At 70.3% G+C, this 18,565-nt stretch carries 15 protein-coding genes; 7 read left to right on the top strand and 8 right to left on the bottom strand.

Going from position 1 to position 18,565, the window contains the following annotated elements:
* Window positions 1-11 precede the first annotated feature (11 nt).
* Window positions 12-590: a hypothetical protein gene (locus NR792_RS20120; protein WP_375754278.1), complete on the top strand. Its 579-nt coding sequence runs from the start codon at window positions 12-14 to the stop codon at window positions 588-590.
* Between the two features lie 107 nt (window positions 591-697).
* The gene (locus NR792_RS20115) at window positions 698-1,456 is read left to right on the top strand and encodes a hypothetical protein (protein ID WP_375754277.1); all 759 of its coding nucleotides are present in this window, start codon (window positions 698-700) and stop codon (window positions 1,454-1,456) included.
* Between the two features lie 14 nt (window positions 1,457-1,470).
* Here the strand turns inward: NR792_RS20115 and NR792_RS20110 are convergent, their stop codons facing one another.
* Both NR792_RS20110 and NR792_RS20105 read right to left on the bottom strand, forming a co-directional pair.
* Entirely contained in the window at window positions 1,471-2,223 is a 753-nt protein-coding gene (locus NR792_RS20110) for a hypothetical protein (RefSeq protein ID WP_375754276.1), read from the bottom strand.
* A 108-nt stretch (window positions 2,224-2,331) separates the two neighbouring features.
* Window positions 2,332-3,270, bottom strand: coding sequence for an AraC family transcriptional regulator N-terminal domain-containing protein (locus NR792_RS20105; RefSeq protein WP_375754275.1), 939 nt, complete (start codon window positions 3,268-3,270; stop codon window positions 2,332-2,334).
* 156 nt (window positions 3,271-3,426) lie between these two features.
* Between NR792_RS20105 and NR792_RS20100 the strand changes: the two genes are divergently transcribed.
* Both NR792_RS20100 and NR792_RS20095 read left to right on the top strand, forming a co-directional pair.
* Complete coding sequence (locus NR792_RS20100; protein ID WP_375754274.1) at window positions 3,427-4,167, top strand: SDR family oxidoreductase; 741 nt, start codon at window positions 3,427-3,429, stop codon at window positions 4,165-4,167.
* 78 nt (window positions 4,168-4,245) lie between these two features.
* A complete protein-coding gene (locus NR792_RS20095; protein WP_375754273.1) occupies window positions 4,246-5,451 on the top strand; it encodes a hypothetical protein in 1,206 nt (401 codons plus the stop codon).
* Window positions 5,452-5,502: 51 nt separating this feature from the next.
* Here the strand turns inward: NR792_RS20095 and NR792_RS20090 are convergent, their stop codons facing one another.
* The 4 genes from NR792_RS20090 to NR792_RS20075 all read right to left on the bottom strand — a co-directional run bounded on the left by NR792_RS20090 (window position 5,503) and on the right by NR792_RS20075 (window position 14,095).
* Window positions 5,503-8,970 carry a methylmalonyl-CoA mutase family protein gene (locus NR792_RS20090; protein WP_375754272.1) on the bottom strand — a complete coding sequence of 1,156 codons (3,468 nt, stop codon included), beginning with the start codon at window positions 8,968-8,970 and terminating at the stop codon, window positions 5,503-5,505.
* Between the two features lie 75 nt (window positions 8,971-9,045).
* Window positions 9,046-10,029 carry a methylmalonyl Co-A mutase-associated GTPase MeaB gene (gene meaB, locus NR792_RS20085; RefSeq protein ID WP_375754271.1) on the bottom strand — a complete coding sequence of 328 codons (984 nt, stop codon included), beginning with the start codon at window positions 10,027-10,029 and terminating at the stop codon, window positions 9,046-9,048.
* Entirely contained in the window at window positions 10,026-12,212 is a 2,187-nt protein-coding gene (scpA, locus tag NR792_RS20080) for a methylmalonyl-CoA mutase (RefSeq protein WP_375754270.1), read from the bottom strand. Before scpA ends, meaB begins: the two co-directional genes overlap by 4 nt.
* Complete coding sequence (locus tag NR792_RS20075; RefSeq protein ID WP_375754269.1) at window positions 12,212-14,095, bottom strand: methylmalonyl-CoA mutase family protein; 1,884 nt, start codon at window positions 14,093-14,095, stop codon at window positions 12,212-12,214. Before NR792_RS20075 ends, scpA begins: the two co-directional genes overlap by 1 nt.
* A 196-nt stretch (window positions 14,096-14,291) precedes the next feature.
* On the opposite strand from NR792_RS20075, the gene NR792_RS20070 reads away from it, so the two are divergent.
* A complete protein-coding gene (locus NR792_RS20070; protein ID WP_375754268.1) occupies window positions 14,292-14,762 on the top strand; it encodes a hypothetical protein in 471 nt (156 codons plus the stop codon).
* Here NR792_RS20070 and NR792_RS20065 read toward each other — a convergent pair.
* Complete coding sequence (locus NR792_RS20065; RefSeq protein WP_375754267.1) at window positions 14,727-15,575, bottom strand: NmrA family NAD(P)-binding protein; 849 nt, start codon at window positions 15,573-15,575, stop codon at window positions 14,727-14,729. The two genes, NR792_RS20070 and NR792_RS20065, sit on opposite strands and share 36 nt — an antisense overlap.
* A complete protein-coding gene (locus tag NR792_RS20060) occupies window positions 15,572-16,003 on the bottom strand; it encodes a nuclear transport factor 2 family protein (protein ID WP_375754266.1) in 432 nt (143 codons plus the stop codon). Before NR792_RS20060 ends, NR792_RS20065 begins: the two co-directional genes overlap by 4 nt.
* Before the next feature lie 95 nt (window positions 16,004-16,098).
* Here NR792_RS20060 and NR792_RS20055 point away from each other — a divergent pair, with 95 nt between their 5' ends.
* Both NR792_RS20055 and NR792_RS20050 read left to right on the top strand, forming a co-directional pair.
* Entirely contained in the window at window positions 16,099-17,064 is a 966-nt protein-coding gene (locus tag NR792_RS20055) for a cupin domain-containing protein (RefSeq protein WP_375754265.1), read from the top strand.
* Window positions 17,065-17,121: 57 nt separating this feature from the next.
* Window positions 17,122-18,489, top strand: coding sequence for a glycoside hydrolase family 26 protein (locus NR792_RS20050; RefSeq protein ID WP_375754264.1), 1,368 nt, complete (start codon window positions 17,122-17,124; stop codon window positions 18,487-18,489).
* Window positions 18,490-18,565: the final 76 nt, after the last annotated feature.

The raw sequence follows: 18,565 nt of genomic DNA, 5'->3' as shown, positions 1-18,565 counted from the left end.
ACCTTCCAGCCATGGGCGTCCACGACTACCGATGCAGCGTCTGCGGTCCTCCCTCGTCGTTCGTGTGCGGTGAGAAGACCGGCGACGAGTGCGAGGAGGAGGGCTTTGGCGATGACGAGGCCATCCTGGACCTGTTCTTCTTCGCCGCCGACGAGGCACCCGAGGACGCCGACGCCTTCGAGGAGGCCCGGGGCCGCGCCCGGCGCACGCGGACGCAGCCCTTCGGCTACGACTGGGGGGAATGGGAGTTCGTCCCCAGCCTCAACTACCGGCAGCTGCTCATGGATGACGACGACGCCACGGGCGTCTGGCGCATCGAGCCGTTCGAAGAGGACCTGAGCGACGGCAATCCCGTCTCATTGGAGATTCCGGAGGACGAGCGCGTCTGGGTGGTCAACTACTGCTCCACGTGCCATCCGCTGTTCGCGGAAGGAAAGACGCCCCAGCCCCAAGACGAGCCCTGTCTGGAATACCTCCGGGCCGTCGCGGAGAACCTGGACCTGGACTTCGACGGCGTGAAGGGGAGCGCGGACAAGCCCGCCTTCATCGCCACCGTGCGGGAGCGGGTCGCGCGAAGGCGGCCGGTGTAGGTGGCCAGCAGGCAGGCAAGGGGCGCCTCTCCCTCCGCCACGACGCGGCGCACCACCGATTCCTAGGTTGAACTCATGGCGGAGCCGTGCCGCCGGGGAGAGCCGGGATGCGGGACGTGAGGGCCGTGGGGCTGGCGATGCTCGTGCTCATGGGGGGCTCAGGCTGTGGCGCCATCGCGCGCGACATGGCGAAGCAGGGCACCGAGGGCGCCCTCGAGTCCATCCAGGAGCAGAAGAAGGAGAAGACGGCCGAGGACCAGGCCACGGATGACGCCGTCGCCCGTCGCAACGCGGAGCAGGCCGCGCGCGGGATGCTGGATGCCGTCACCCGGCCGGAGACCCCGCCCACCGCGCCGGGAGACGTGCCCCCGGGAGGGCCGGTGGCGAACGCGCCAGGTGGACCGGGAGCGGGCCTGCCGGGTGGAGCCGGCACGGGGGGCTCGGGGTTCGGGACCTACTCCTCGGCGCTGGCCTCGCAGGTCGCGAAGGGGCTGAGCGCGGAGCTGGAGCGGCAGCTGGGGCCGGAGGGAGAGGGCCCGCTGGGCCAGAGCCTGTCCGCCACCGCGGGCCGGATGGCGAGCACCATGGTGGAGCAGTCGCGCCAGGAGCTGGGCGCCGTCTTCCCCGAGTGTGAGGGGCGCCAGGGCGCCGAGGCCGTGGCCTGCCGGGACGCGGCGCTGACGCGGCTGGGTGGCGCCTTCAGCCAGGGCGTCGCCGGAGGGCTGGTGCGCTCGTTCCAGCCGTGGCTGCTGGGGCTCGCCTTCGGCGGCGGGCTGCTGGTGGGGATGCTGGTGTTCCTGAGCCTCTCCGTGGCCCGGCTGCGCCGCGAGGTCGAACCCCTGCGGCAGCAGCGGCGGCACGCCTGAGCGCGTGAAGCGCCTCAGCCCGTGGAGACGCGCGCCTTGGCGACGCGGACCTCCTCCGGGAGGTTGGCGACCCAGCCCGTGACTTCTTCCAGGTGCAGCAGCTCCTCGCGCAGGACCTCGCGGAAGGCGTCCACCAGGTCGGGCGGGCCCAGCTCCTGGGCCAGGTCCACGAGCAGCGACCAGCCGGCGTTGTTGAGGATTTCGGAGATGAGGACCGCGCGCAGCGCGTCCTGGAGCGTGGCGCACGGGTCGTCCACGGCCCGCAGGAGCCCATGCGTCCGCGGGTCGGCCCCGTCCCCGGGCGTCGTCAGCTGGGGCGCGTCCACCCCGAGCCGGTAGACGCACTCGCGGATGAGGTTCAGGTGGTCCAGCTCCTGGTTGTGCAGCTCCACCAGCCGCTCCGGCGAGGGGCCGCCCGGGTAGCTGCCCAGGGCATGGGTCTTCACCAGCAGGCCCGCGTAGAGCCGCGAGCTGGTCCGCTCGAAGGCGAGCCGCTCCCGCAGCTGGGCGACGAAGAGCAGCGGCGTGGGGCGCTCCGCGGCCTGGAGGGCGCCGCCCACCACCTCCTTGAAGTCCGGCAGGTGCAGCTCCCCCAGGTGCCCGGCGATGCGCATGAGCTGCACGCGCAGGAACCGCACGGCGCTGCCCGAGGGGGGCAGGGCGGAGTCCCGGAACGGCTCCTCGCGGGCCAGCTGCTCCAGCTCCTCGAAGCCGAGCCGTGTCGCCGTGTGCTTCAGCCCCCAGTCACCACCTTCACCAGAAGACATCGCGGCCTCCCCACGGGCATGCCTTCCAGCGCGATGGCGGATGCCACGGCCCGGAAGGGGGGCACAACGTGGAAACGATGCGCCACGTCCGCCATTGGTACTGGGGGGCTATCGCGCCGCCGCTGGGGCGGAGCCCAGGGACTCCCGCAGCCTCGCGATGTCGCGCGAAGGTGGTGCACCGAACATCCGGCTGTACTCGCGGCTGAACTGGGACGGGCTCTCGTAGCCCACGGAGTGGCCGGCCATCGCCGCGTCCATGGCCTGCGCCAGCATCAGGCGGCGGGCCTCCTGGAGCCGCAGCTGCTTCTGGTACTGCAGCGGGCTCATCGCGGTGACGGACTTGAAGTGGTGGTGGAGCGCGGACGGGCTCATGTGGACCGCGCGCGCCAGCCGTTCAATGCGCAGCGGCGCGGTGTAGTGCTCCTTGAGCCAGTGGATGGCGCGGGTGACGGACTCCCGGCGGCTGTCCGCCACGGCGATGCGCCGCAGCCGTTCCGAGTTCTCCCCGGACAGCAGGCGGTAGAGGATCTCGCGGATGACGAGCGGCGCGAGCACGGGGATGTCGCGCGGCGTGTCCAGCAGCCGCACCAGCCGCGCCGTCGCGTCCAGGAGCGGCGCGCCCACGGGGCCGAGCGCCAGCCCCCGCACCATGTCCGTTGGGCCGGGCGCGTCCAGCTCCGCCTCCATCATCAGGCTGCCCAGCTGCCCGGGCTCCAGGTCCAGCCGGAAGCACAGGTAGGGCGCGGCGGGCGAGGCCTCCACCACCTGCCCCGTGACGGGCAGGTCCACCGACGCGACGAGGCACTGGTCCGGGCCATACACATACAGCTCCTCGCCCAGGAGCACCTGCTTGCGGCCCTGCGCCACGATGCACAGCGCCGGTTCCTGCAATGCGTGCAGCGGCGTGGAGGGCCGGGAGGCGCGGATGAGCACCACGCGCGGGATGGCGGTGGCGTGGATGCCATCCGTGGGGGTGTGGCGCTCCAGGAGCTTCGCCAGCTCGGACAGGTGCGGGCTCGGGGCGGAGTCGGTGCGGGCGGTCGGCATGCACGCCCGTTCTAACCCCTGGCGTGGACGGGCGCTCGTGCAGGAATGGGCAAGAGTCCGCGAGCATCCGGATACCGCCGTCCCCACGCTCCTTGAGAGGGTGCGTTCATCCCCGGCGCCCTTTTCGCGCCGGGCCTTCCACAGGGGACGAAAGCGATGACGACGGACATCCAGGGCAAGGTGGTGGCCATCACCGGAGCGAGCAGTGGCATTGGCGAGGCGACAGCCCGCCTGCTCGCCGCGCAGGGCGCGAAGGTGGTGCTGGGCGCGCGCCGGACGGACCGGCTGGAGGCGCTGACGGGCGAGCTGCGGTCGAAGGGCGGTGAGGCTCGCTACAAGGCGTTGGACGTGACGAAGCGCGAGGACGTGGACGCCTTCGTGGCCTTCACGCTGAAGGAGTACGGGCGGCTGGACGTGCTCATCAACAACGCGGGGGTGATGCCGCTGTCGAAGCTGGACGAGCTGAAGGTGGACGAGTGGAACCGGATGATCGACGTGAACATCCGGGGCGTGCTGCACGGCATCGCGGCGGGGCTGCCGGTGATGAAGCGTCAGAAGGCGGGGCAGTTCATCAACCTGTCTTCCATTGGCGGGCACGCGGTGAGCCCGACGGCGGCGGTGTACTGCGCCACGAAGTTCGCGGTGATGGCCATTTCGGAAGGGCTGCGCCAGGAGGTGGGCGCGGACATCCGCGTGACGGTGATTTCGCCAGGGGTCACCACGTCGGAGCTGGCGGAGAGCATCAGCGACCCGGCCGCGCGTGAATACATGCGCGACTTCCGCAAGGACGCGATTCCGGCGGAAGCCATCGCCCGCGCCATCAGCTACGCCATCAGCCAGCCCGCGGACGTGGACGTGAGTGAAATCATCATCCGCCCCACGTCGAGCCCGTACTGAGAGTGAGTGGGAAGGGATGTTTGGCGGAGCGTCAGCCATCGCATAGGGTGGGCGTCCTCAGAGGGGGAGGCCCATTCCATGTCAATGCTGAAACGCCCGCTGTCTGCCTTCATGCTCGGCGCCTGTCTGTTCGCGCTGGGCGCTTGTGATTCCAAGGACGACCCCGCTCCTGACGCGGGACCCGGAGTGGACGCCGGGTCCGATGCCGGCACCGACCCGGATGCGGGCTCGGACGCCGGCTCGGCGGTCGTCCCGGAGGGCTACACGCTGCTGACGCCGTCGGAGACGGAGGTCCACAGCGTTCCTCGGGGCGGGATGGATGACCCGCTCCGGTTCGCCTTCATTGCCCAGGCCGGGCACCACTACGACTTCATCGTCGAAGCGGGTGTCGGGGACCACGTCCTGGGCATGCGGGATGGGGCGGGGAAGACGCTTGCCTACGGCGCCAACCAGAGCACCCGCTTCGCACCCTACGCGTGGCATTGGTCGGGGCTCACGGAAGGGGCTGTCTATACCGTGGAGGCGTGGCAGTACGACGAGACCTCCCCGGAGCCCTTCGTCTTCCGCTTCGTGGACAAGGGCCTGGACGACCACGGCGACCTGTTCGCCACGGCGACGCCCTATACGCCCTCGGAGCAGCCCCTGGTGGGCGCCGGTGAGCACTGGGGAGAGCGGGACCTGCTCTCCTTCCAGACGGTGGCGGGCAACGTCTACGCGCTCGATTGCACCTTCCCCACCCCGTATTGGGACCTCTCCATCCTCAACCCGGTCGGGCAGCGCTACGGCGTCACGGACAACAGCACCTTCGAGGAGACCCAGGCCGCCACGGCCTTCAAGTCTCCGGGAGGCCTGTTCTACGCAGCCATCCAGGACCAGCAGGACAAGGCCACCCCCCAGCCATACACCTGCGTCCTGAGGGACAGGGGCGCGGAGGACCACGGGGACACCGTGCAGGTCGCCACCGCGCTCGCGGCGGGCACGGCGTCCGTGCAGGGGAAGATCGAAGTCCTCGGGGACAGGGACTTCTTCTCCCTGGGCGTCGTGGCCGGTCACTCCTACCGGGCGTCATGCACCATCGACGGCAACAAGCGCTGCGAGGTCTGGAATACCGCGCCGGGCAGCGCTTCCCCCGGCCCGTCAGGCAGCGACCGCACGGTGACGGTCTTCAAGGCGTCCCAGGCCACGCACTTCGTGAGCGTGAACGGCGATCTGTCCGTGCCGGCGCGTTGGGTGGAGGGCCACTACACCCTCCAACTCGAAGACCTGGGCACGAACGCCCCCTGATGAACCCGCGCCGCGGTCCCGGGACACCTGCCCGGGACCGTGGTGCTCGCGTCACATGTTGCGCCGGTACTGGCCGCCCACCTCGTACAGCGCGCGGGACAGCTGGCCCAGCGTGCACACCTTGCAGGCGTCCATCAGCGCGCCGAACACGTTGCCGTTGTCCAGGGCCGCGCGGCGCACCGCCTCCAGCGCCGCGGGCGCCGTCTTCGCGTTGCGCTTCCAGAAGGCGTCACGCGACGTGATGGCGTAGTCCTTCTCGTCCTTCGTCGCGCGAATCACCTCCGGCGGCGTCACCGTGGGCGAACCCTTCGGATCCAGGAAGGTGTTCACGCCGATGATGGGCAGCGTGCCGTCGTGCTTCTGCATCTCGTAGTAGAGCGACTCCTCCTGAATCTTGGAGCGCTGGTACATGCGCTCCATGGCGCCCAGCACGCCGCCGCGCTCGGAGATGGCGCGGAACTCGTTGAGCACCGCCGCCTCCACCAGGTCCGTCAGCTCCTCGATGATGAACGAGCCCTGGTTGGGGTTCTCGTTCTTCGACAGGCCGAACTCCTTGTTGATGACCAGCTGGATGGCCAGCGCGCGCCGGACGCTCTCCTCGGTGGGCGTGGTGATGGCCTCGTCGTAGGCGTTCGTGTGCAACGAGTTGCAGTTGTCGTTGAGCGCCAGCAACGCCTGCAGCGTGGTGCGGATGTCGTTGAAGGCAATCTCCTGCGCGTGCAGGGAACGGCCGGACGTCTGGATGTGATACTTCAGCTTCTGCGACCGGTCGTTGCCGCCGTACTTGTCCCGGATGGCCTTGGCCCAGATGCGCCGGGCCACGCGCCCCAGCACCGCGTATTCCGGGTCCATGCCGTTGGAGAAGAAGAACGACAGGTTGGGCGCGAAGTCGTCGATGTGCATCCCGCGCGACAGGTAGTACTCGACGAAGGTGAAGCCGTTGGCCAGCGTGAAGGCCAGCTGGGAGATGGGGTTCGCCCCGGCCTCCGCGATGTGGTACCCGCTGATGGACACCGAGTAGAAGTTCCGCACCTTCTGGTCGATGAAGTACTGCTGGATGTCGCCCATCACGCGCAGGGCGAACTCCGTGGAGAAGATGCAGGTGTTCTGCGCCTGGTCCTCCTTGAGGATGTCCGCCTGCACCGTGCCGCGCACGGCCTGGAGCGTGGACGCGCGAATCTTCGCGTAGACGTCCGCCGGCAGGACCTCGTCACCGGACACACCCAGCAGCAGCAGCCCCAGCCCGTCGTTGCCCTGGGGCAATTCGCCCTGGTAGCGTGGACGCGGCAGGCCGCGCTCCTTGTAGAGCGCGTCGATCTTCTTCTCGACCTCGTCCACCTTGCCGTTGGCGCGGATCCACTTCTCGCACTGCTGATCCACGGCGGCGTTGAGGAAGAAGCCCAGCAGCATGGGCGCCGGGCCGTTGATGGTCATGGACACGGACGTGGACGGGTCCGCCAGGTCGAAGCCGGAGTAGAGCTTCTTCGCGTCGTCCACGTTCGCGATGGACACGCCCGAGTTGCCCACCTTGCCGTAGATGTCCGGCCGGTGGTCCGGGTCCTCGCCGTACAGCGTCACCGAGTCGAACGCCGTGGACAGGCGCTTCGCCGGCAGGCCGCGCGACACGTAGTGGAAGCGCTTGTTGGTGCGCTCCGGGCCGCCCTCGCCCGCGAACATGCGCGCGGGGTCCTCGCCCTCGCGCTTGAGCGGGAAGACGCCCGCGGTGAACGGGAAGGCGCCCGGCGCGTTCTCCCGCAGGAGCCACGTCAGGATGTCGCCCCAGTCCTCATACTTGGGCAGGGCAATCTTGGGCACGCGCAGGTGCGACAGCGTCTCGCTGATGAGGTCCAGCTCGATGACCTTGTCGCGCACCTGGAACTGGTACTTGGACGCGGCGTAGCGCTTCTTCGTCGCGGGCCACTCGGCCAGCAGGCGCCGGCAGTCCGCGTGCAGGCGGCTCTCCAGGTCCTGGTACAGCGCCACCAGGTCACCCAGGTACGCGGGCTCACCCTCCACGCGCTCCGTCACCTGCACCACGTCGGCGGCGTCCTTCGGCTCGACGATTTCGAGCTTCTTCTTGCCCACGTTCTGGCGCAGGGCCTGGATGGTGCCGTGCAGCTGGTACATGCGCCGGGCGATGGCGGCCTGGGCGCGCACGAAGCCGTCGTAGCCCTCGCAGGCCTCGACGATCTCCGCCAGGTAGCGCGTGCGCTCCGGGGGGATGATCCACTTCTTCTCGCTCATGCCGGGCGTGAGGGCGAACTTGCTCTCCAGCGTCGCGCCCGTCTTCTTCACCAGCGCGTCGATGATGGCCCGGTACAGCGTGTTCATGCCCGGGTCGTTGAACTGCGACGCGATGGTGCCGTACACGGGCACCGCGTCGTCGTTCAGCGTGAAGGCGTTGTGGTTGCGCTTCCACTGCTTGCGCACGTCGCGCAGCGCGTCCAGCGACCCGCGCTTGTCGAACTTGTTGATGGCGATGACGTCCGCGAAGTCGAGCATGTCGATCTTCTCGAGCTGCGTCGCCGCGCCGTACTCGGCCGTCATCACGTAGAGCGCCACGTCCGAGTGCTCGGTGATTTCCGTGTCCGACTGACCGATGCCGGAGGTCTCCACCACGATGAGGTCGAAGCCCGCCGCCTTGCAGACCTCAATCGAGTGGGCGACGTGCCGGGACAGCGCCAGGTTGCTCTGGCGGGTGGCCATCGAGCGCATGTAGACGCGCGGATTGTCGATGGCGTTCATGCGGATGCGGTCGCCCAGCAGCGCGCCGCCGGACTTGCGCTTGGACGGATCCACGGAGAGCACCGCCAGGGTCTTGTCCGGGAAGTCCGCCAGGAAGCGGCGCACCAGCTCATCCACGAGGCTGGATTTGCCGGCGCCGCCCGTGCCGGTGATGCCCAGCACGGGGACGCGCGGGGCCTGCACGCTGGCGGCCTGGAGCGCGGTGCGCAGCTCCTCGCCGGCGTCCGCGAAGTTCTCCGCGATGGTGATGAGCGACGCGATGCGCTCCGGCTCGCGCGGGAGGGGCTGCTTCAGGAGGCCCTTGAAGTCGGACGGGCGCTTCTCGAAGTCACACTGGGAGATGAGGTCGTCGATCATCCCCTGCAGGCCCATGGCGCGGCCGTCGTCCGGGGAATAGATGCGCGCGACACCGTACTGGTGCAGCTCCTCAATCTCCGAGGGGAGGATGGTGCCGCCGCCGCCGCCGAACACCTTGATGTTCGCGCCGCGCTCGCGCAGCAAATCAATCATGTACTTGAAGTACTCGACGTGGCCGCCCTGGTAGGACGTGAGGGCGATGCCCTGGGCGTCCTCCTGGATGGCGCAGTCGACAATCTCCGCCACGGACCGGTTGTGGCCCAGGTGGATGATCTCCGCGCCGGAGGACTGCATCAGGCGGCGCATCACGTTGATGGCCGCGTCGTGTCCGTCAAAGAGGCTGGCGGCCGTAACGATGCGGACGTGGTGGCGGGGCCGGTACGGCTGGGGAGCGGTGGTCGGTTGGGGGTGTCGCACGGCCGTACACTAGGAGTGCGGTGCTGGCCCGGCAAGCGATTGAGACAGGCGTTGCCCTTTGAACGACGCTGCCTGTCAGGCCTGCGATTGGGGCAGGAACGCCCCCAACACACGCAGTGCGGCGGAGGTGGGCGTCGCGCGCCCTTCGCGTACGGCCTGCTCCAATCCGGGCACCAGGGCGGCCACCTCGGGGTGCGCCCGCAGGGCTGCTCGCAGGCCGTCGTGCACCATGGCCCACATCCAGCCCACCTGCTGCTGGGTGCGCCGGTGCAGCAATTCTCCAGAGGCCTCGCGCTTCGCGACGACGTCCACCACGGAGGCCCACAGCGTGTCGATGCCGGTGCCCTCCATGGCGCTGCACGTGGTGACCACCGGCTCCGCGCCGGGGCGCATCAGGTGCAGGGCGGCGCGGTACTCCGCGCGGGCCCGCGTGGCGCGCGGCAGGTTGTCGCCGTCCGCCTTGTTGATGGCCACCATGTCCGCGACTTCGAGGATGCCGCGCTTGATGCCCTGCAATTCGTCCCCGGCGCCCGCGAGCATCAGCACCAGGTAGAAGTCCACCAGGTCCGCGACCACCGTCTCGGACTGGCCCACGCCCACCGTCTCCACCAGCACCACGTCGAAGCCCGCGGCCTCGCAGAGCAGCAGCGTCTCCCGCGTCTTGCGAGCGACGCCGCCCAGCGTGCCGCTGGAGGGGCTGGGACGGATGTACGCGGACGTCTCACGCGCCAGCCGGTACATGCGCGTCTTGTCGCCCAGGATGCTGCCGCCCGTGACGCTGCTGGACGGGTCAATGGCGAGCACCGCCACCTTGTGGCCGCCTCCCACCAGGTGCATGCCCAGCGCGTCGATGAAGGTGCTCTTGCCCACGCCGGGCACGCCGCTGATGCCCACGCGGCGGCTCCTGCCGGTGTGGGGCAGCAGCTTCGTCAGCACCTCCTGCGCGAGCCCGGCGTGCTTCGGGTGCTCGCTCTCCACCAGCGTGATGGCGCGCGCGAGCACCGCCCTGTCGCCCGCGCGCACGCCGTCCACGTAGGTGTCCGCGGGCAGCAGCTTCATGCCGCCTCCTGCTCGGCGGCCAGCTTGTCGAGCAGCTCGATGGCGGCCTTCGCGATGACGGTGCCCGGGCCGAAGATGGCGGAGGCGCCGGCGGCGCGAAGCGCGTCGTAGTCCTGGGGCGGGATGACGCCGCCCACCACGACCATGATGTCCTCGCGGCCCAGGGCCTTGAGGGCGTGCTTGAGCTGCGGCACCAGCGTGAGGTGGCCCGCGGCCAGCGACGACGCGCCCACCACGTGCACGTCGTTCTCCACCGCCTGGCGCGCGGACTCCTCCGGCGTCTGGAACAGCGGGCCAATGTCCACGTCGAAGCCCAGGTCCGCGAACGCCGTGGCGATGACCTTCTGCCCGCGGTCGTGGCCGTCCTGGCCCATCTTCGCGATGAGGATGCGTGGCCGGCGGCCGAAGCGCGCCAGGAAGTCATCCGCCTTCGCCCGCGCCTCCGCGATGCCCTGCGCCTGTCCCGCTTCCGCTGAGTACACGCCCGTCACCCCGCGCACCGTGGCCTCGTAGCGCCCGAAGACCTTCTCCAGGGCGTCGCTGATTTCGCCCACGGTGGCCTTCGCCCGCGCCGCGTCGATGGCCAGCGCCAGCAGGTTGCCCTCGTTGCGCCGGCCGGCTTCGGTGAGCGCGTCCAGGCGGCGGCGGACCTCTTCCGCGTTGCGCTCCGCGCGCAGCTCGCGCAGGCGGGCAATCTGCGCCTCGCGCACGGCGGAGTTGTCCACCTTGAGGATCTCGATGTTGTCCGCGCGCTCCGGCGGGTACTTGTTCACGCCGATGATGGCCTGGCGTCCGGAGTCGATGCGCGCCTGCGTGCGCGCGGCGGCCTCCTCGATGCGCAGCTTGGGCAGGCCCGCTTCAATGGCCTTGGTCATGCCGCCCAGCGCCTCCACCTCCTGGATGTGGCCCCAGGCCTTCTGCGCCAGCTCGTGCGTGAGGCGCTCCACGTAGTAGCTGCCGCCCCACGGGTCGATGACGCGCGTGGTGCCGCTCTCCAGCTGGAGGTAGAGCTGGGTGTTGCGGGCGATGCGCGCGCTGAAGTCGGTGGGCAGCGCGATGGCTTCATCCAGCGAGTTGGTGTGCAGGCTCTGCGTGTGGCCCTGCGTCGCGGCCATGGCCTCCACGCAGGTGCGCACGACGTTGTTGTAGACGTCCTGCGCGGTGAGGCTCCAGCCGGACGTCTGGCAGTGGGTGCGCAGCGCCAGGCTCTTGTCGCTCTTGGGGTTGAAGCCCTTGATGAGGCGGGCCCAGAGGAGGCGGGCCGCGCGCATCTTGGCCACCTCCATGAAGAAGTTCATCCCGATGGCCCAGAAGAACGACAGGCGCGGGGCGAACGCGTCCACGCCCAGGCCGGCGGCGAGGCCCGCGCGCACGTACTCCACGCCGTCCGCGAGCGTGTAGCCCAGCTCCAGGTCCTGCGTCGCGCCGGCCTCCTGCATGTGGTAGCCGCTGATGCTGATGCTGTTGAAGCGCGGCATCCGCTCCGCCGTGAACTTGAAGATGTCCCCGATGATCCGCATGGAGGGACCGGGCGGATAGATGTACGTGTTGCGGACCATGAACTCCTTGAGGATGTCGTTCTGGATGGTCCCGCTGAGCTGCTCGGGCTTCACGCCCTGTTCCTCGGCCGCGACGACGTAGAGCGCGAGCACGGGGAGGACGGCGCCGTTCATCGTCATCGACACGCTCATCTGGTCGAGCGGGATGCGGTCGAACAGGATGCGCATGTCCTTGATGGAGTCGATGGCGACGCCCGCCATGCCCACGTCGCCCGCGACGCGCGGGTGGTCGCTGTCGTAGCCGCGGTGCGTGGCCAGGTCGAACGCGATGGACAGGCCCTTCTGCCCGGCCGCGAGGTTGCGGCGGTAGAAGGCGTTGGACGCTTCCGCCGTGGAGAAGCCCGCGTACTGGCGCACCGTCCACGGCTGCTGCACGTACATGGTGGAGTAGGGGCCGCGCACGAAGGGCGGCAGGCCCGGCAGCGAGCCCAGGTGCGCCACGCCCTCCAGGTCCTCGCGCGTGTAGAGCGGCTTCACCGGGATGCCCTCGGGCGTGTCCCAGCGTTCAGCGGAGCGCGTGGCCTCGCTCGCGAGCGCGCGCTGCTTTTCGACGACTGGCGCGGGCGTCTGGGTTTCAGGGGCGTCGAAGGCGACGCGGGAGAAGTCCGGAACGGTGGGGCGCATCAGGCCACTCCCAGTTGCGTGTGCAGCGTCTTCAGGAGCTGGAACAGGTCCGCTCCCGCGTAGAGGAAGAGGTCCACGCCGGCCGCGCGGAAGGCGGCCTCGTGTTCACCGGGGCGGCCCGCGACGGCGACCGTGCGGGCGCCCTTCGCCTTGAGGGCCGCGACATAGGCGGGCACGGCCTCCGGGTAGAGGGCATCCGGGCCGGAGAGGACGGCGAGCGTCGTCCCCGCCTTCGCGAACAGCTCCGCGGCGGCGTTCGCGTCCGCGAAGCCGTGGTGCTCGTCGGCTTCAATGCCGCCCACCGCGAGCACGTTGGAAATCCACGTGGAGCGCGCGGTGTGCTCGGCCACGGTGCCCAGGTTCGCCATGAAGGCGCGGGGGCGGACGCCGTGCGCCGCGTGGTAGCGGTCGCTCGCGTCGCGCAGGGACTCGAAGGCCTCCGCCACGCGGACAGGCTGCGGCGGCGTGACGGCGCCCTCGGCCCGCGTGGGCGCGGCGGCGCGGGCCTCGCGCTGCACGGGGGCCTCGTGGAGGTGGGGGAACTCGCTGACGCCCACGATGGGGAGCTTGCGCGTGCGCACGGCCTTGTCGCGCGCGGCGCGCGTCTCCATGAGGACGCGGGCCACGTCGCCCTGCGCGATGGCGCGGGAGAGGCCGCCCAGCGCTTCGATGCGCTGGAGCTCCGTCCAGGCCGCGCGGGCGAACTCGCCGGTGAGCTGCTCCAGGTAGTAGCTGCCGCCCGCGGGGTCCGCGACGCGGTTGAGGCTGGACTCGTCGCGCAGGATGAGCTGCGTGTTGCGCGCGAGGCGCCGGCCCAGCTCGTCCGGCGTGCCCAGGGGCTCGTCGAAGGGAGACGTGCTCACGCTGTCCGCGCCCGCGACGACGGCGGCGAAGGACTCCGCGGTGCCTCGCAGGATGTTCACCCACGGGTCGCGCCGCGTCTTGGTGGCGCTGGCGGTGCGAGCGTGCAGCGCCATGGCCTGCGACTCCGGCGCACCGCCCGAAGCGGCGACGACCTTGGACCAGAGCAGCCGCGCCGCGCGCAGCTTGGCGATCTCGGGGAAGAACTGCCCGCCCACGGACAGGGCGAACTGCATGGACCGCGCGGCCTCACCCGGGGACACGCCCGCGCGCTCCAGCTCGCGCAGGTACTCCACGCCGGTGGCGATGCTCCACGCCAGCTCGTGCACGGACGTGGCGCCCGCGTCCGCCCAGGGGCGCGACGACACCAGCAGCGCGCGCAGGCCCGGGGCGTCCTTGAGCAGCGACGTGATGATGGGCGCGGCCTCCGCCAGCGTCCGGGCCACGTCCACCTTCGAGGCGCCGTGGCGCGCGATGGCCGCGATGGGGTCGATGCCCAGGCTGCCGCGCAGGGACTGCTTCGCGGCGCCGGCCTTCTTCGCCAGCACCTCCAGCAGCAGGGAGGCGGGACGGAGCACGTCCGCCGTGGGCTCCAGGTGCACCGGCGTGCGGTCCAGGGGCACGTGCGCGAGCAGCCGCGCCAGCGTGGCCTCGTCCTTCACGTCCAGGCCGTGGGGCGCGTCCAGCAGCAGCCAGGCGCCCTGCGTGCCGCGCTCCAGGTCGTCGCGCAGCGCCTCGGCGGTCGCGGCCACGTCGGGGCCCGCGTACTCCTGGCACAGCAGCCAGCCACCCTCGGTGTGACCCAGGGGCTGGGTGCCACGCACATAGGGCGCGACGCCGGGCGGTTCGGTGGGCGCCGGGGCGTCCTGGGGCGTGTAGAGGGGCTGGAGGGACAGGCCGCCCTCCAGGGGCGACTGGAGCACCGTGAAGGGCTTGCCCTTGAGGTCCTTGTCCACCAGCCGGCGCCACTCCTCGACGGAAGGGGGCGGGAAGTCCGCTGCGGTAAGAGGCACGTCAGCCATGCCCCTCCCATAGGCGCATTGCCGGCCCCGGGGCAATGGAAGGCTGGTGGGGCCTGCGTGCATGCGTCCACCCGGTGTCGTCCCGGGCGGACGCGGCGTGTCATGGCCCTGCTGGCGTCGCGGGAGGGCAGCGAGGGCTGGGGTGGGCACGTGCCAGGAAGGCGTGCGGCGGCGGAGGCCGGTAGATTCGTGGGACATGCGCCCCGAGACGAAGCCTCCGCCGAGCAAGCCTGGCCTCGAAGCGCAGCTCCTGCTGGACGGGGTGCAACGGCTGTCCGCCGAGACGGGCAGCACCGGCGAGCCGCTCACGCCTGGAGCCGTGCGGCGCCGTGCGCTGTGGACCCTGGCGAAGGGCGCGGGGCTGGTGCTGCTGGGAGCCGTCATCATCGAGGGACTGGTCTGGCTGGACGTGGGCGGCGGCGGATGGGCCCAGCTCCTGGTGGCGCCCACGTACTTCCTGGGCGCCGCCTATGTCATCGCGGGGCTCACGGGCCTCCTGACGGGACGCCCGTGGGACCGCACGCCCTTCTGGATGAAGCTGCCCATGATGATCGTCGGTGCCCTCCTGGTGTTCACGGCCGGCATCGTCATCAGCGTCGTGGGCATGGAGGCACTGCGCACGGACACGGACTCAACGCCGGATGCCCAGGTGGGCGCGAGCGAATGATTCGAAGTCGCGCGGCGCCCGCCCGGTGACCCGGAGCACGGTGTCCGTCACGCGGTCCTCGGCTCCGTCGCGGATGCGCACGTCGAGCATCGTGAGAAACCGTGCGTAGATCTCCGGCATGCCAGAGGCCTGGAGGTGCCGCTGGGCCTCCTCCGGCGTCGCTTGCACGTGCCGGATGGGGCGGCCCGATACCCGGGACAGGATGGCCGCGACGTCGTCGTAGCTCAGCGACTGGGGCCCGGTGATGACGTGCGCGGTGTCATGGGACACGTCATCCGCGAGCGCCCGGACGCCCACCGCCGCGATGTCCTCCGCGTCCACGAAGCCCACGCGTCCCTGGCCGGTGGCCGTCACCAGCGTGCCGTCGCGCTGGAGTCCGGCGTGGTGATGGTGGACGGGGCTGATGAAGTTCTGCATGAACCACGAGGGCTGGAGCACGCTCCACTCCGGCGCATGCTTGCGCAGGAAGGCGTGCACCTGCCCCAGCCCCGGGCCTCCTTCCGGAACGGCGGACGCGGAGAGCAGGACCACCCGCCGCACGCCGCCGGACAGCGCGCGCTCGAGGACGGGAATCATGACGGCGGACGGGTCCTCCACCAGCCCGGGCGCGAGGACGTACATCCGGTCCACGCCTTCCAGCGCGGCCCCATGCGTGGACGGGTCCGTCCAGTCGAATCGCACGTGCTCGGCGGCGGCGACGGGCGGCCGCGCGTCGCGTGTGGCGGTGCGCACCGTGAAGCCCTCCGCGGTGAGCCCTGCCGCGATGGGACGTCCCGTGTTGCCGGCCGCTCCGATGACGAGGACGCGCGTCATGACCGCACCTTGCCGAAGCGCTCGAAGGTGCCCCGGGGCGCGGCCAGCGGGTTCCAGTATTCGCGGTAGTGCACGATGCGGCCGTCGCGCACCTGGAGCCGCATCACGTAGTCCTGTTCGTAGGGGAGGTCCCCGGGCTGGAGCGTCGCGGTGCCATGCACCTCCATCCAGCCCGTCGTCGGATCCGCGCCGGGGTAGCGCTGGACGTTCGTGAAGGTGAGCCCCTGGAAGTGCTTCGTGACGGGCGCGAAGTAGGCGCGGATGGCGCCAATGCCCTCCAGCCGGGACGGCGTGCCGAGCGAGGGGGCGTAGGGGAACTCGACGACGGCGTCGTCCGCGAACAGGGCGAGCCAGCGCTCGACGTCCGTGGCGATGAGCGCGAGGTGCGCGTCCATCAGCCGGGTCAGGTCAGGAGAAGTGCGGTCCACGTGCGGCCTCCAGCGAAGAGGTGATGGACCAGGAATAGGGCGTCCGTTATGGACGCTCCATGTCACTGCGTCCAAAAGAACTGTCTTTGCGTCCAATGCCCCCGGACGAAAAGACCGACGTGGTCTCCGACGTGCTGGAGACGCTGCGGTTCAAGACGCTGCTCTTCGGCCGCTTCGAGCTGGGCGCCCCCTGGGCGGTGCGCATGCCCCGCAAGGCCAACGCGTCCTTCTACGTGGTGGCGCGCGGAAGCCTGCGCCTCCAGGTGGAGGGCACCGCGAAGCCGGTGTTCCTGTCCGCCGGAGACGTGGTGCTGCTGCCCCGCGCGCCCGCGCACGTGCTGGATGACGGCGGCCGCCGCGCCCCCGCCGCGAGCGACTTCGTTCCGTCGCAGCAGCTCCGCCCGCCCACCACGCGGCTGGGTGGGACGGGGCCGCTCACCACGCTGGTCACCGGCTGCTTCCAGTTCGGCGTGGACCCCGCGCATCCGCTGCTGCGGGCCTTCCCCTCCATCATCCGCCTGTCCACGCAGGAGGGGCAGGGGACGCCGTCGCTCGCCGCCACCGTGCAGCTCATCACCGCGGAGACCGCCATGCCGGGGCCGGGAAGCGCGCTGGTGCTGGGCCGGCTGGCGGACGTGCTGCTCGTCCATGCGCTGCGGGCCCAGACGGCGCTGGCGGGAGCGCGGCAGGCGGGGTGGAAGGCGCTGGCGGACCCGGCCATCGGGAACGCGCTCTCGCTGATGCACGAACAGCCCGGCACGCCCTGGACGGTCGAGCGGCTGGCGCAGGCCGTGGGCGTGTCACGCTCCGGGTTCGCCGCGCGCTTCCACGCGCTGGTGGGCGAGACGCCCCTGCACTACCTGGCAAACTGGCGGATGATCCGCGCCGCGCGCTGGCTGCGGGAATCCACCGACAGCCTGGACACCATCGCCGAGCGCGCCGGCTATGAGAGCGCGCCCGCCTTCAGCAAGGCCTTCAAGCGCCGCTGGGGCGTGGGCCCCGGCGCCTATCGCCGGGCTCCCACCGGGAGTGAAGCCGACCTGACCCTCGTTGACACGTAAGCTGTAAATCCTGGAGAGTCAGAAAGAGCTTCTTTCCCCCCTCCAGGAGTCTTCCCCATGCATTCGCGCCTCAAGCGCTGGTTCGTCTCTGTCTCCGTGGTGTCCACGCTGTGTGCCGGGCTGACTGCTTCGGCGGATCCGCTGACGGGGGTGTACCGGGGCGAGGTGTACTCGCAGCCGAACGCGGTGAACGCGTACTCCACCTGGCTGGGCTTCGACGTGAAGATGGGCCAGGGGCACCAGGCGAAGGACTCCTGGGGCAACATCGAGAACCCGGGCTGGCAGCTGGGCGCGTGGCGCACCTGGGTGAAGGCGAAGCCAGGGCGGCGCTTCAACTACTCGGTGGCGATGTTCCCCTCGGGGCAGGGCACGCTCGCGTCGTGCGCGGCGGGTGCGTACGACCAGCGCTTCAAGAACCTGGCGACCAACCTGGTGGCCTATGAGCTCCAGGGCACCATCATCCGCCTGGGCTGGGAGTTCAGCGGCAATTGGATGCCCTGGTACTCCGGCAACGGCCAGCAGGCGAACTTCGCCGCGTGCTTCCGCCGCATCGTGACGGCCATGCGCACGCAGCAGCCGAACGCGGGCTTCGAGTTCGACTGGAACCCGAACTACGACATCTCCGCCGCGGACCTGAGCGCCACGTACCCGGGCGACGCGTACGTCGACTACATCGGCCTGGACATGTACGACCAGGGCTGGAACGGCGCCTATCCCATTCCGGCGGGCTGCACGGGCTCGTGCGCGCTCACGCGGTGGCAGTCGGTGTGGAACGCGCAGTTCGCTCCGGCGCTGACGAAGTTCAAGAGCTTCGCCCAGTCCCACAACAAGCGGCTGTCCGTGCCCGAGTGGGGCGTCAACGACGCGGCCACCCACGGCGGCGGGGATGACACGTACTACGTGCAGCAGATGCTGGCGTTCATCTTCAACCCGGCGAACAACGTGGGCTACCACTCGTACTTCGACATCCAGGCGCCGGACGGCCACCACCAGCTGTCCAGCGCGGACGCCAACGGCGGCAACACCTTCGTCACCGAGTTCCCCAACGCCGCGGCGGCGTTCAAGAACTTCTACGCGGGCCTGAACCCGCAGCCCGCGCAGCTGTCCACCACGAAGGCCACGGTGAGCCCTGCGACGGTGACGCGCGGCCAGTCCTTCAACGTGACGGGCACCGTGACGTCCTCCACGGCGCGCACGCTGGTGATGAAGTATGAGATCCGCAACGCGGCCAACTCGGCGCTGGTGACGTCCGCGCAGTACACGAACCAGGCCTTCACGGCGGGCCAGACGCGAAGCTACACGTCCGCGTTCACCATCCCCACGTCGCTGGGCGCGGGCACCTACCGCGTGGACACGCTCGTCTACACGGCGGACTGGTCCCAGACGCTGCTGTACCGCAACGACACGACGTTCACCGCGAACTGACGGGGGCCGGGACCACTTGGGGGATGACGCCCTCCAGGGGGTCGTAGCCGGCGTTCGAGGGAAGGCGGAAGTTCAT

The sequence above is a fragment of the Corallococcus exercitus genome (assembly GCF_042231735.1).
GTDB classification, from domain to species: Bacteria; Myxococcota; Myxococcia; order Myxococcales; family Myxococcaceae; genus Corallococcus; species Corallococcus exercitus_B.
This window is presented reverse-complemented; position numbering and strand designations above follow the sequence as displayed.